Source organism: Cytobacillus luteolus (assembly GCF_017873715.1).
In the GTDB taxonomy this organism is placed as follows: Bacteria; Bacillota; Bacilli; order Bacillales; family Bacillaceae_L; genus Bacillus_BV; species Bacillus_BV luteola.
On record NZ_JAGGKM010000002.1, the window covers coordinates 268,141 to 281,975 of the forward strand.

A 13,835-nucleotide genomic window follows, 5' to 3' on the forward strand; every position below is an offset into this window, starting at 1 on the left:
ACATTAATTAGCAATACCATCCACCATTAACTGACAAGACTTGACCAGTAATATAGGACGACTTACTGGAAACTAAGAAAGCAACTGCTTCTGCTACTTCTTCAGCTTCCCCAGGCCGTCCCATCGGAATTTGTTCGCTTAGATGAGATAACTCTTCTTCTGTAAAATCATTTAGTAGCATAGGTGTATTAATGGCACCAGGAGCAATTGCGTTAACACGAATATTACTTAAAGCTACTTCCTTTGCAAGTGCTTTTACATACGCAATTTGACCACCTTTAACCATGGAGTATAATACCTCGCAGGAACCTCCTGTTAATCCCCATATAGATGAAATCATGACAATACTACCGTTCTTATTTGACACTAAATTAGGCAATAAGCTTTTTATCAAAGTAAATGGACTTTTCAAATGCAGTTGTGTAAGTTTATCAACCGTTTCTTCATTAGTCTCTGTAACTAAACCATAATAACTAGTCCCAGATGAATAAATAATAGTGTCAATTTTATTATGAATCTGTTTAAGTAAAACTGAGACACCAATAGGGTCTGAAAGATCTGATTTGACTAAATAAACATATGTAGAGTCATTTACAAGTTCCTTTTGTAATTCTATAATCTCTGTTTCATTATTATTATAATGCAGATAAAGCGAGTAACCGTCAGCAGCTAACCTTCTAGCAATTGCCTTTCCAATTCCTCCACTTGCTCCAGTAATTAACGCATATTTTTCCATTTAGTCCACTTCCTAAAAAAGAGGGCTACCCAAAGGGATATGATCTCTTTGGATAACCCCGTTATCTTATTTTTGTTTTGGAACGACCTGACAAACAGTAAAGCAATCTTCATTTATGAATGAGGAAATGGTCTCTTTCATATCCTCGGTCGTTATTTGCTCCATTACTGGCACTACATCGAATAAGTTCATATCATTAAATGCATACCGAGTAAATTGATTTGCAATATATTCAGGTGAATTAAGAGACCTTAGGAAACCACCAATTTTCTTTTTCTTAATTCGTTCTAACTGTTCTTGGGTAAAAGTCATATTTCTTGCATCAAGTAATACCTTTTGAATCCGATCGGCTAATTGATCTGGGTCATGAGTATCTCCACCTATAATAGCGAACCCAAAACCGCTTTCTTCAGTATAATCAAAAGAAAAAGTTTCATCAATTAGGCCATCATTGTAGAGTGTTTCATAATGATCTGAGCTTTTACCAAATAGGAGGTCTAGAATTATATTTAAAGTTAGCTCATTCTTCAATAACTCGTTACCAGAACGCGTAGCATCTATTGCTTTTACCCCGACTAAACATTTTGAGGATTGAACATTCATTTGAAGTACCTGTTTTTTTTCAGAAACCTGCTGAGGCTCCTCATCAAAATGTCTTTGAATTTCAGGCTGATCCTTATAATCTTTATTAGCTTGGTTACTACGAATTTGATCTAATATTTTTTCTGGATCAACTGGACCTACGACAAACAAAAGCATATTGCTCGGATGATAAAAAGTCTCGTAACAAGTATAAAGCATATCTTTTGTAATGTTACTGATTGACTCTATTGTTCCTGCAATATCTATTTTAACCGGATGGTTCTGAAACATATTTTGAATTACTCCAAAATATAAGCGCCAATCTGGATTATCATCGTACATCGTAATTTCTTGCCCAATTATCCCTTTTTCTTTGTCGACCGTTTTTTCTGTAAAATATGGACTTTGTACAAAATCGATCAATGTCTCAAGATTTTTTTCTACATTAGATGTAGCTGAAAATAAGTATGCCGTACGTGTAAAGGAAGTAAACGCATTGGCAGATGCCCCTTGTTTACTAAATTCTCCAAAGACATCTCCATCTTCTTTTTCAAATAACTTATGCTCAAGAAAATGTGCTATTCCGTCTGGGACTTTAGTCATCTCGTTTTGATTAAGAGGAACAAACTGATTATCAATGGAACCATATTTTGTAGTAAATGTTGCATATGTTTTATTAAAACCTTTTTTCGGCAAAACATAAACTTCTAAACCATTTGGTAACTTTTCATGAAATAATTCTTCTTTTAATTGATCAAATGTTATTTTTTCCATTAATCGGCAACCTCCGATCCTTTTAGGAAATAAATTGTATCCTGTTGTATTTTATTAGCAACCTCTATTATTTGTTTCTTCGATACTGAATCAATACCTTCTAACCATTCATTGATTGGATTTGATTTTCCTGTAACAGCATTTTGATAGAAAACTTCAACCATACCTCTTGCTGTATCAATTGTTTCAAGTAGCTGATTTTTAATTACAGCTTTTGTCTGATCAATATCCTGGTCTGTGAATTCACCTTGACACATTGCATCCATTTGTTCATTTATAATTGTAACGGCTCTTTCATAATTTTTGAATTCAATTCCTGACATAACCATAAGTAAACCTTTATGACTTTCAACTCTTGAAGCTGCATAATAAGCTAGGCTTTCTTTCTCACGTACATTTACAAATAGTTTCGAGTGGGAGAATCCTCCAAATAATCCATTAAAAACCTGTAATGCATTATAATCATCGTCTCCATAGTATACATTTGTTCGATATCCGATATTTAACTTTCCTTGCTTTACATCATCAGCCTCAATAACTTCATTTACTTTTTCAATCGTTTTTGTGGTTAGTTTTAACTCCTGATAGGATTCTCGCTTATCAAAAGGGAACCGTTTTTCAATAACCTCAGCAACTTCACTTGACTGGATATTACCAACTACATATAAATCAACTTGATCTTCCCGTAACACTTTTTGATAATACTCATATAGCGAAGTGGGAGAAATTGCGTCGATATCTTCAATTCGACCGTTGACGTGTAACTCATAAGGTTCATCCTTGCACATTTCCTGTATCAATCGCAAGTTTGAATATCTCATCTTATCATCGAATACAGCTTCTATTCTTTGGCGTAAAGTTCTCTTTTCTTTATCTAATGTAGTGGTAGAGAAAGATCCGTTTTCAACTACTGGAGAGAAAATAATCTCACTTAATAGTTCAAGTGCCTTATTCAATAAAGGGGTTTGATCAGATAAAAATTTCTCGTTCGCAATCTCCATACGAAGTGTAATAATATGGTATTCACCCTTCTTTGATAAATCGACCTGTAATGTTGCACCATATAATTCATCTAAATAACTTCGTAATTGTGTAGATGTAGGATGTTTAGAAGTCTCACTTTGCAATACGTAAGGTAATAGTGCCCTTTGTGTAACGTAGTCTGCTTCTAACGGTGCTTTAAGCTTTAATACAATTGTGTTTGTTTTGTATTTATCACTTTCTATCGTATGAAGGGTTAGACCGTTTATGCTCTGTTGTGTTTCCTTAGAAAGCATCATCTCCGAATTCCTCCTTTAACGGAATCAATAAACATACACCTTATTAATTAGGTCTCATACTAGTTTTCAACTAAGTTGCGTGATTTAATCTTAAAAACAATATAACCTTAAATTAGCAATATTTTCAAGTCTTAGGAGTATTGAAAAAAGAGATGACTCTTGTCATCTCTTTAGTAAGTTTACATAATGCGATTATCGTTTACCTGAGTCAAATGGTTCTCCAGCAGCTTTTGGTGCTTGAGAAGATTTAGAGAAAAGCACTAATGCAATCAATGTCACTACATATGGGAAAATCTTTAAGATAATTGGCGGAAACACAGCCAATTCAGGGATAACCTGTGACACGTTTGCAATCGTACTTGCAAGACCAAAGAATAACGTAGCTGCTAAAACCCCTAACGGCTTCCATTGTCCAAAGATTAAGGCAGCCAGTGCCAAGAATCCTAAACCTGATACAGTGCCTGTAAATTCTCCAGCATACGTAACAATGATTAAGCCACCACCTAGACCAGCAAATGCTCCAGAAATTAATACACCGCTGTATCTTACACGTCTTACATTTATACCAGCCGCCTCAGCAGCTTGAGGGAACTCTCCACATGAACGCAATCGAAGACCAAACTTCGTTTTATATAATACAAATGTACTTATTAAAAGAATTGCTAATACGAACCAAGTTGTAGGTACGCTCTTTGAAAAAAACAAATCACCTAAGATAGGTATGTTTGAAAGATTAATACCAAAAATTGTAGCATCTTTTGGTAAGAAACCAGTCGTTATCCTAACATTCCCACTACCTGTAATATTTCTTGCTAAAAAGACAGTTAATGCAGTGGCAATCATATTAATTGCTGTACCACTAATAATTTGATTAGCACTTAAATTGATGCTTGCAAAAGCATGTAGTATTGAAAATAACATACCTACAAGTGCTGCTACTAATAGCCCAATCCATAAAGCCCAAGTATTTGGCATACTGCCCTGTAAAAAGTAAATGGTCAAAGCACCAGAAAATGCACCTATTACCATTAATCCTTCAAGAGCAATATTGACGACTCCGCTTCGTTCACTAAAAAGACCACCTAATGCAGTAATAAGAAGAGGGATCGTAAATATTATTGCATAAGGAAAAATTTGTTGTATTACCGTCCACATTTTAGGATTCCTCCTTCTTAGCAACAGGTCCATTGATGTTTTCTTTATTTGAACGGCGACCAGAGAACTTTTTAATTAAACGCTCAATTAAAACACTGGTAGCAGCAAAATAGATAATGATAGCAATAATTGTATTCGCGATTTCTGGTGGAATGTCAATCATAGCATTCATAAAGCCAGTACCTGAATACAGAATTCCAAAGAAAAGTGCTGCAAAAAATACCCCAATAGGAGCATTTGCTCCAAGTAATGCTACTGCTATTCCATCATACCCCTGAGTTGGTAAAATACCTATTTGCATACTAGTTGCATTACCTGTATACAACGCAACTCCACCAAGTCCTGCTAATCCACCTGATATAACCATTGATAAGATGATATTTCGGTTTACTTTCATACCTGCATATTCTGCTGCATGTCTGTTAAATCCAACCGCCTTTAACTCGAAGCCTAAAGTAGTTTTATTAATAATAAATCCAATAACAATAACTGCTATTACAGCAAGAAATAGTCCTAAATTTACATATGACCCGCCAAACATTTCTGATAAAAATGGAACTTGTAATGTTGCGTCTGCCGATAGTTTACGCGATTCAGTCTCCAGAAATTCACCTTTAAAGTAGCCTGGAATTACGTAATATACAGTCCAATATGCAATCCAGTTCATCATGATCGTGGATACAACTTCGTGAACATTAAATTTAGCCTTAAGTAAGCCTGGAACAAAAGCCCAAAGAGCTCCTCCTAAAAATCCTGCTATGACCATTACCAATAGTAATATAGGTCTAGATAAATCTAAACTTAATCCTATAGCAGTTGCAAATAATCCACCGATTAACATTTGACCAGATGCACCAATATTGAATAATCCTGTTCTAAATGCAAAAGCAACCGATAATCCAGTGAATATTAAAGGTGTTGCCGTTGCCAGTGTATTGCCAATTCGTTCAATGTTTCTTAAACCGCCTTGAAAAAGATACATGTATCCTTCGATTGGATTACTTCCTATAACCAACATAAGAATAGCACCGGCTAGGAGACCTAACAAAACGGCAACGAGTGAAATTATAGTGTGTCTCATATACTTCTCTCCTTACTTACTCCGGCCATCATTAAACCTACTTCATTTTCATCTGTTTCAGAAGCATTCACTATTCCGACAAGTTCACCATTATTTACAATGGCAATTCGATCTGATAGCTGAAGAACTTCATCAAGTTCTAATGATATTAAGAGTACTGCCTTACCATTATCTCGATGCTCAATTAAACGCTTATGAATATATTCAATCGAACCAACGTCTAATCCACGTGTAGGTTGAACAGCTATTAATAAATTGGGATCAAGCTCTAATTCCCTTCCGATAATTGCTTTTTGTTGGTTTCCTCCAGATAAAGTTCGGGCAATAGAAATGGCTCCCTCCCCTGAACGGACATCAAAGTTTTCAAGGATTTTCTTGGCATACTCTTTCATAGCGTTTTCATTTAACAATCCAAACTTTGAAAAAGGTGGTTTATTATATACTTCTAGTACCATATTTGACTGAAGTGTATAGTCCAATACCAACCCTCGTTTTTGTCTATCCTCTGGAATGTGACCAATGCCTTTGTCAATTCGTTGACGGATAGGAATATTTGTAATGTCCTCACCATTTAAGAGAATTTTTCCAGATTCTACTTTTCTAAGTCCTGTAATTCCCTCAACTAAATCGGACTGTCCATTTCCTTCTACACCTGCAATACCGACGATTTCACCTGCTCTTACTTCTAGAGAAAAGTTTTTAAGTCCCATTACTTTTCGTGCATTCTTAACAAATAAAGAATCTATTTCAAGAACAACATTTCCTGGCTTGCTCTCTTCTTTCTCAACTTTAAAAGATACGTGTCTTCCTACCATCATTTCAGCAAGAGTTGCTTCGCTAGATTCAGCAACACTGACCGTACCAATTCCTTTTCCACGTCTAATAACAGTACAACGGTCTGCTACCGCTTTAATTTCCTTTAATTTATGGGTAATGATAATAATGGATTTACCTTCTTTTATGAGGTTGCGCATGATATTCATTAACTCATCAATTTCATTTGGGGTTAGTACGGCTGTAGGCTCGTCAAGGATAAGTACATCCGCTTCACGATAGAGCATTTTAATGATTTCTACCCTTTGTTGCATTCCAACAGAAATATCTTGAATTTTCGCATGAGGATCCACATTTAATCCATAATGTTTAGATAACTCTTCGATTCTTTTTGCAGCCTTATCAATATTAAGTACAAGTCCGCCTTTTAACGGTTCACTACCTAAAATAATATTTTCAGTTACAGTAAAGTTCTCAACCAACTTAAAATGCTGATGAACCATCCCAATTCCTAATCGGTTAGCGACATTTGGACTGGTGATACGAACTTCTTTACCATTTACCTTTACAACTCCCTGCTCTGGTTGATACATACCAAACAGAACACCCATTAAAGTAGATTTTCCAGCACCATTTTCACCTAATAATGCATGAATTTCACCTTTTCTTAATGTTAGGGTGATATTATCATTCGCAACAATCCCAGGGAATTCCTTACGGATATTTAGCATCTCAACAACATAATCCATCGTAGCACTCACCTTTTTTAAAAAGTAAATTCCTATTAAAGTAAAATTTTGTCTATCCAATATTACAAAAGAGACGGTAGAAACCGTCTCTTTTGTCTACACTCGTTTTACTTCAATAAATTTCCTTGTTCAGCGGAGACAGTGATATCACCAGATTTAATTTTTTCTAAAACATCTTTAACCTGAGTTATTGTGTCTTCACTTAAGTTTGGATTTTCTTCTGGAATCCCTACACCGTTATTTGTTACGTCAAATGTTAATGTTTCTCCACCAGGGAATTCTCCATCAATTTCAGCTTTAACCATGTCAAAAGCAACTTGGTCTAACTTTTTCATTGCAGAAGTTAAAATGATTGATTTATCGCCTTCATAAATTCCGTCAGCATATTGGTCAACGTCTACACCAACGATCCAAACTTGTTCTCCACCTAATGCGCGGTTTTTAGCTTCGTTGATAGCTCCAACTCCAACTCCACCTGCAGCAGTAAAGATTACGTTTACACCACGGTCAAACATTTGAGCAGCAATTTGTCCACCTGCTGCAACATTATCAAATGAACCTTGATATAAAACGTTTTCAGCTTTAATGCTTATGTTTGTTCCTAAGTTCTCATTAGCATATTGAACACCTTGTTGGAAGCCCCAGTTAAACTTTTGTACAGCTGGAATTTCCATACCACCGATGAATCCAGCTTCACCTTCATTTAGTTCAAGTGCAGTAGCAACACCTGCTAAGAAACCTGACTCATGTTCAGTAAAAAATACTGAAACAGTATTTTCATTTACAACTGGATTATAATCTCCAGAGTGAGGTGCACCATCAATAATTACGAATTTAGCATCTTCATATCTAGATTGTGCTTGGAATACAGCAGTTTCGAATTTGAAACCAGGAGTAACGATGAACTTGTAACCTGCATCGTATAGGTTACCGATTTCTTTTAAGTAATCAGCTTCAGTTGTACCTGCTGGCTTAAGATATTTTTCTTGAATGTTTAATTCTTCTTTAGCTTGAAGAATACCTTCCCATGTACCTTGGTTAAATGATTTGTCATCAATTGTACCTGCGTCTGTAACCATTCCAACTTTCAATCCATCCTTCGCTCCGCCGCCGCCACCGCAAGCCGCTAGAAAGCTAACTAAAGATAAAGTAAGTAGGATTATTAAAGCTTTTTTCATAATTGTACCCCCAATTTGATAATTTTTTTTTGAAAAACATAGTTCAAAAGAAACAGCTTGTCCTTGCTAGTTATATAAAAGTGCAACGAACGAAGTAAACTTCACCTCCTTAAATAAAATGCTCAATAATATTAAAAAATATTATATTCTTTTTCTAACTACATAAAAGTCAAATTTATCAGCTTTAAAATAGTTTATTGAATGAAGGATTGCTTCATCATTTTCATCAAAATGCATTTGCTTAAGAACCAATAATGCAGTTTCAGGATCGCACTCCAAAATCGGAGAAATCTTCTCGTGATATCCGAGTGGTTCAATATGAGTAACTGCATAGGATATATGTTTACCGGTTCTCTTATGTATATAATCTAATAAAGATTCCTCTTGATGAGAAAAATCAGAATTCATAATACTACTTGGAATCTTATCAATACAATATATCACTGGGTCACCATTAGCTGTTCGCACACGCTCCATTAAGATAAACTCGTCTTCTTCAGAGCATTGAAACCGCTTAATATCTTCCTCGGTAGCAGCCTGTGTCATGGATGTTAAGAAGATCGTCCCAGGCTTCATACCAGCATCAATAATCATATCTGTAACCGTATTTAACTGCTCAATTCCTGAAGAAAATAAAGGTCTACTACTTACAAACGTTCCAACTCCATGCCTTCTTATAACGACATTTTCTTCCTCAAGTATCCTCAGTGCCTCTCTTAGCGTTGCACGACTTACACCAAGCTGCTTAGCTAATAAAAATTCTGATGGTAGCTTTTCTTTTTCTTTGTAATACCCAATTTCTATATCTTTTTTTATTTTATCAATCACTTGTAAATACAAATGACGAGCATCACTTTTAATAGACACGACTTTACCCCCAAAGAATAGGTATAACTATAAGTTAACAATCAGATGTCTGATGTTAGACAAGTGGTAGTCAATCGTCAATACTATACCACTTTTTACCCAAGAAATAAATAAGAAATAAAATTATTGTCGAAATTTGAAAGGGTTATTTGTAAAGTTTCATAATATCGTAAAAAAAGTAAGGGAAGCTCCCCTTACTTTTTAACTACCGAGTTCTTCCTTTGGAGCTGTAATAAGAACTGCCCTTGGTTTACTACCTTCATAAGGGCCAACCACACCTCTAGCTTCCATTGCATCAATAAGCCTTGCAGCTCTTGTATATCCGATTCTAAAACGCCTTTGGAGCATGGATACGGATGCGGTCTGCATTTCAAGAATTAGTTGGACAGCCTCATCATATAGATCATCCTCTACATCTTCGATAACCTCTGATACTTCTTGCGGAATCATATTCTGCTGATACTGCGCCTTTTGCTGTGAGATGACAAAGTCTACAACTTCTTCAACCTCATCGTCTGAAAGAAAAGCTCCTTGAACACGAACAGGTTTATTTGCCCCAACAGGAAGGAATAGCATATCTCCTCTTCCTAGCAACTTTTCCGCTCCACCCATGTCTAAAATCGTTCTAGAATCTGTTTGAGAGGAAACACTAAAGGCTATTCTTGACGGGATATTAGCTTTAATTACACCTGTTATTACGTCCACTGACGGCCTTTGGGTTGCAATAATTAAGTGAATACCTGCAGCCCTAGCCATTTGCGCCAGACGGGTAATTGAATCCTCAACATCTGATGAAGCGACCATCATTAAATCTGCAAGCTCGTCCACTATAACGACAATATAGGGTAGTGAAGGTTGCTTCGCTTCTTCTCCATCATTATGTCTTTTGATATGCTCATTATAACCTTCAATGTTCCTTGTACCTGTATGAGAGAAAAGTTCATATCTTCTTTCCATTTCATTTACTACCTTTTTTAATGCTTGAGACGCCTTTTTAGGGTCTGTTACAACAGGTGCGAGTAAATGAGGTATACCATTGTATACATTTAATTCAACCATCTTTGGATCAATCATCATCATTTTTACTTCATGAGGTTTTGCTCTCATTAGGATACTAGTAATTATACCATTTATGCATACACTTTTCCCACTTCCTGTAGCACCTGCAACAAGTAAGTGTGGCATCTTATTTAATTCAGCTAACACTGCGTCTCCTGAGATATCTCTTCCGAGTCCAATCAGCAGCTTGGCTTCAGGTTTATCATTTTCCTTCGCCTCAAGAACTTCACGAAGAGATACAGTCGCAACTTCTGAGTTTGGAACCTCTATACCTACTGCTGACTTTCCCGGAATAGGCGCTTCAATACGAATATCCTTTGCAGCCAACGCAAGAGCTAGGTCATCATTTAGGTTTACAATCTTACTAACTTTCACTCCTACATCCGGATATACCTCGTACTTCGTTACAGCTGGACCTAAATGCACTTTTGTCACTTTTGCTTTTACTCCAAAACTTTGGAACGTTCTTTCTAGTTTTCTAGCATTCGCATAAATATTCTCATGCTCTGAACTCTGGTCAGTGGGCTTGGGAGAATTTAATAAGTGAACAGGAGGTAATTCATAATCCACATTTTCTATTTCAGTAAAAGTAATAGGTGGAACTTTCTCATCAACTACATCTTCAACTATTTGTTTTTTACTCTCCGCAGTGTTTGTTTTTGGTTCATAAGCTCTGTCCGCAAAATTTGAAATGATAGGTGGTTGTGCTGGTTCACCCACCTCAATTTCAATGATTTCTTTTAGCTCATCTTCATCATCGACTATATTTGTTTGAGACGATGTTTTTATAGGTGTTTTCTTCTTTGCACTTTTGGGTGACTTCTTCTTACTCTTTAAATTAATTGACCATTCTTTAACATCTTCAATAAAGGCAATCCATTGTCCTTTAAGGAAGGTTCCAATTGGTCTTAAAATTTTAATAAGTGTTTCATTAAGTGATTTTCCTGTTACTAAAATAACACCGCATACTATAAGAAAAACAGCTATAATTTTCGTTCCAGGCTCATCGAATAAGAAGTATGAGGCAGCAAAAACAACGGCACCAATCATCCCTCCACCTAAATCAGAAGAACTGATTTGACCGGCTTGTTCCAACCAGTATAACTCCCAGGTATTCAAAATAACACTTGGTTTTGCAAATGCGCCTTCATTAGATAATAGCTTAAATAATGTTACGTGACTCAGCAGCAAAACGGATATCGTTATTAAATATGTACCGATTAAGGGTCTGGTAAAAAAGTTCGGCCAAGTTCGTTTCCAGATGACATAAAAAGATAAAAGTAAAAGGCCAAGTAAACAAAGCATAAACCATTCACCAGTAAAAAATCGAAACAAGGCAACAATCGTATTTCCTACGACTCCTAGATTGGCAATTCCAATGCAGGTTAACGCTAATAGGGTTAAACCTATCAATTCAAACTTAAAGGTTTTTTTCCACTCAGTCTTGTTCTTTGTACGTCTTTTTTGTTTCGCCATAGACACCCCACCGGATAATAAATAGGACAAGCCTAGTATAAAGAAAAGCAGCCCATGCTTACGTGGCTGCTATTAGGATTGCATATTAAATTATATCACATATTATTCCGTCATGTGGCATACTGACTTGTCTTTTTCAATCTTCATGAAAAAGAAACCATCAATCGTTGTCCTGGTGAATATTGTGCATCTAGATAGTGTTGCGGGTCAGTGCTTACAATTCTTACGATTTCACAACACTGTGGGCTAAGTTCATTTACAAGCATAGAAACACCATTGAGTTCGACATATCTTTGCTTTCCAAAGTCATTTTCATTTATAGGAAAAACTAGCTCCTCAGGCATCATGGTGTAAAGAATCATTGTAACATCTGCTCGCTTCCACTTAATTTATTTCGTTCTTCTATTAACTCATTTAGCTTCTTGATGGCTTGACCAACTCCACCTACTTCGTCTATCAAACCATATTTTACAGCATCAGCACCAACAACATTGGTACCGATATCACGTGTTAAATTCCCTTTTGAAAACATTAATTCTTTAAACTTTTCCTCTGATATATTAGAGTTTTTGGTAACGAAGTTGATAACACGCTCCTGCATCTTATCTAAATATTCGAAAGTTTGGGGTACACCAATTACGAGTCCTGTTAATCGAACAGGATGGATGGTCATTGTTGCTGTTTCGGCAATAAAAGAATGTGAACAGGATACTGCAATTGGTACACCTATAGAGTGCCCTCCTCCTAGCACAATAGATACAGATGGTTTAGATAATGATGCAAGCATCTCTGAAATAGCCAACCCAGCCTCTACATCTCCACCCACGGTATTTAAGATGACGAGTAGCCCTTCAATTTTAGGATTTTGTTCAATTGCAACTATTTGTGGGATAACATGTTCATACTTAGTTGTTTTGTTCTGTGGAGGAAGCTGCATATGGCCTTCGATTTGCCCTACTATGGTTAGGCAATGTATTTTAGTATCGTTTGCCATTTGAGGTATATTTGTTTGTCCCAATTGTTGAATTTTCTCAACAAGGCTTGATCCTTTAGTTTCGTTTTTATCAGTTTCGTCTCCACCAGGTTGATCACCTGATTGTATGTATTTGTCGGTCATGTAGCATTCTCCTTTCAAGCAAGGTTACTTGTAGTATGAAACGAGAACGCGATTTTCATTCTTAAAGCAGAAATCTAAAAAGTTCAAACAATATTAAAAAGACACCTACAAAGGTGTCTCTTCTAAACATTTCATTACTTTAATAAACCTTGAAGTTGTGTACGCTCTTGCTCTGTTAGTGGAACCATTGGTAAACGTACTGAACCTACATCTAAGCCTTTTAATTGTAAAGCAGTTTTTACAGGTGAAGGGCTTGGCGCAGAAAATAATCCTTTAATTAGGGGTAATAGAGCTTGATGGATTTTCGCAGCCTTAGACACATCTCCTGTTTCAAAAGCAGCGATCATTTCTTGCATCTCCTGACCTACAATGTGTGATGCAACAGAAACTACACCGTTACCTCCAACAGATAGTACTGGTAGCGTTAAACCGTCATCTCCACTATAAAGCATAAAATCCTCATCTGTATTTGCAATAATTTCAGTCATAGCGTCTAAATTACCACTTGCTTCTTTAACTGCAACCACATTAGGTAATTTTGAAATCTTTACAATTGTATCTACAGACATATTTACTACAGAACGTCCTGGGATGTTATAAAGCATAACAGGAAGCGTTGTGCTCTCTGCAATTACCTTGAAATGCTGATAAAGGCCTTCTTGATTAGGTTTATTGTAGTACGGAGCAACGATCATAATTGCGTCTACTCCAGCTTCCTGAGCTTTTTTTGTTAATTCAACAGAAGCATACGTGTTATTACTTCCTGTACCAGCAACTACTGGAATTCTTCCATCTACTACTTTTACAACATGTTTAAAGAGTGCAACCTTTTCTTCAGAAGATAAAGTTGGCGATTCACCTGTAGTACCTGCTACTACTAATGAGTCACTCCCATTCTGAATTAAATGGTTAACGAGTTGAGTTGTCTTATTAAAGTCAATATTTCCTTTTTTGTCAAATGGTGTAACCATTGCTGTTGATACTTTTCCAAAATTAATCATTCGTTT

General features: G+C 36.1%; 12 protein-coding genes. All 12 read right to left on the minus strand.

Going from position 1 to position 13,835, the window contains the following annotated elements; translation table 11 throughout:
• Positions 1–7 precede the first annotated feature (7 nt).
• Positions 8–736: an elongation factor P 5-aminopentanone reductase gene (gene ymfI, locus J2Z26_RS06165; protein ID WP_193536545.1), complete on the minus strand. Its 729-nt coding sequence runs from the start codon at positions 734–736 to the stop codon at positions 8–10.
• Between the two features lie 66 nt (positions 737–802).
• Positions 803–2,092 carry an EF-P 5-aminopentanol modification-associated protein YfmH gene (gene yfmH, locus J2Z26_RS06170; protein ID WP_193536547.1) on the minus strand — a complete coding sequence of 430 codons (1,290 nt, stop codon included), beginning with the start codon at positions 2,090–2,092 and terminating at the stop codon, positions 803–805.
• Complete coding sequence (gene yfmF, locus J2Z26_RS06175; protein ID WP_193536549.1) at positions 2,092–3,372, minus strand: EF-P 5-aminopentanol modification-associated protein YfmF; 1,281 nt, start codon at positions 3,370–3,372, stop codon at positions 2,092–2,094. The genes yfmH and yfmF overlap by 1 nt, the downstream gene beginning before the upstream one ends.
• 192 nt (positions 3,373–3,564) lie before the next feature.
• Positions 3,565–4,527 carry an ABC transporter permease gene (locus J2Z26_RS06180; protein WP_193536551.1) on the minus strand — a complete coding sequence of 321 codons (963 nt, stop codon included), beginning with the start codon at positions 4,525–4,527 and terminating at the stop codon, positions 3,565–3,567.
• A gap of 1 nt (position 4,528) precedes the next feature.
• Positions 4,529–5,608: an ABC transporter permease gene (locus tag J2Z26_RS06185; protein ID WP_193536552.1), complete on the minus strand. Its 1,080-nt coding sequence runs from the start codon at positions 5,606–5,608 to the stop codon at positions 4,529–4,531.
• Positions 5,605–7,131 carry an ABC transporter ATP-binding protein gene (locus J2Z26_RS06190; protein ID WP_193536554.1) on the minus strand — a complete coding sequence of 509 codons (1,527 nt, stop codon included), beginning with the start codon at positions 7,129–7,131 and terminating at the stop codon, positions 5,605–5,607. The genes J2Z26_RS06185 and J2Z26_RS06190 overlap by 4 nt, the downstream gene beginning before the upstream one ends.
• 107 nt (positions 7,132–7,238) lie before the next feature.
• A complete protein-coding gene (locus tag J2Z26_RS06195; RefSeq protein ID WP_193536556.1) occupies positions 7,239–8,309 on the minus strand; it encodes a BMP family lipoprotein in 1,071 nt (356 codons plus the stop codon).
• Positions 8,310–8,450: 141 nt separating this feature from the next.
• Positions 8,451–9,176: a GntR family transcriptional regulator gene (locus J2Z26_RS06200; protein WP_193536558.1), complete on the minus strand. Its 726-nt coding sequence runs from the start codon at positions 9,174–9,176 to the stop codon at positions 8,451–8,453.
• A gap of 201 nt (positions 9,177–9,377) precedes the next feature.
• Positions 9,378–11,711: a DNA translocase FtsK gene (locus tag J2Z26_RS06205; protein ID WP_193536560.1), complete on the minus strand. Its 2,334-nt coding sequence runs from the start codon at positions 11,709–11,711 to the stop codon at positions 9,378–9,380.
• Positions 11,712–11,854: 143 nt separating this feature from the next.
• Positions 11,855–12,073, minus strand: coding sequence for a YlzJ-like family protein (locus J2Z26_RS06210; protein ID WP_193536562.1), 219 nt, complete (start codon positions 12,071–12,073; stop codon positions 11,855–11,857).
• Positions 12,070–12,828: a ClpP family protease gene (locus J2Z26_RS06215; RefSeq protein ID WP_193536564.1), complete on the minus strand. Its 759-nt coding sequence runs from the start codon at positions 12,826–12,828 to the stop codon at positions 12,070–12,072. The genes J2Z26_RS06210 and J2Z26_RS06215 overlap by 4 nt, the downstream gene beginning before the upstream one ends.
• 134 nt (positions 12,829–12,962) lie before the next feature.
• Entirely contained in the window at positions 12,963–13,829 is an 867-nt protein-coding gene (gene dapA / locus J2Z26_RS06220; RefSeq protein ID WP_193536566.1) for a 4-hydroxy-tetrahydrodipicolinate synthase, read from the minus strand.
• Positions 13,830–13,835 lie beyond the last annotated feature (6 nt).

What these genes read in the sequence shown, in the direction of transcription:
- ymfI (WP_193536545.1), bottom strand. Translation starts at nt 736, where the DNA reads ATGGAAAAATATGCGTTAATTACTGGAGCAAGTGGAGGAATTGGAAAG.
- yfmH (WP_193536547.1), bottom strand. Translation starts at nt 2,092, where the DNA reads ATGGAAAAAATAACATTTGATCAATTAAAAGAAGAATTATTTCATGAA.
- yfmF (WP_193536549.1), bottom strand. Translation starts at nt 3,372, where the DNA reads ATGATGCTTTCTAAGGAAACACAACAGAGCATAAACGGTCTAACCCTT.
- J2Z26_RS06180 (WP_193536551.1), bottom strand. Translation starts at nt 4,527, where the DNA reads ATGTGGACGGTAATACAACAAATTTTTCCTTATGCAATAATATTTACG.
- J2Z26_RS06185 (WP_193536552.1), bottom strand. Translation starts at nt 5,608, where the DNA reads ATGAGACACACTATAATTTCACTCGTTGCCGTTTTGTTAGGTCTCCTA.
- J2Z26_RS06190 (WP_193536554.1), bottom strand. Translation starts at nt 7,131, where the DNA reads ATGGATTATGTTGTTGAGATGCTAAATATCCGTAAGGAATTCCCTGGG.
- J2Z26_RS06195 (WP_193536556.1), bottom strand. Translation starts at nt 8,309, where the DNA reads ATGAAAAAAGCTTTAATAATCCTACTTACTTTATCTTTAGTTAGCTTT.
- J2Z26_RS06205 (WP_193536560.1), bottom strand. Translation starts at nt 11,711, where the DNA reads ATGGCGAAACAAAAAAGACGTACAAAGAACAAGACTGAGTGGAAAAAA.
- J2Z26_RS06210 (WP_193536562.1), bottom strand. Translation starts at nt 12,073, where the DNA reads ATGATTCTTTACACCATGATGCCTGAGGAGCTAGTTTTTCCTATAAAT.
- J2Z26_RS06215 (WP_193536564.1), bottom strand. Translation starts at nt 12,828, where the DNA reads ATGACCGACAAATACATACAATCAGGTGATCAACCTGGTGGAGACGAA.
- dapA (WP_193536566.1), bottom strand. Translation starts at nt 13,829, where the DNA reads ATGATTAATTTTGGAAAAGTATCAACAGCAATGGTTACACCATTTGAC.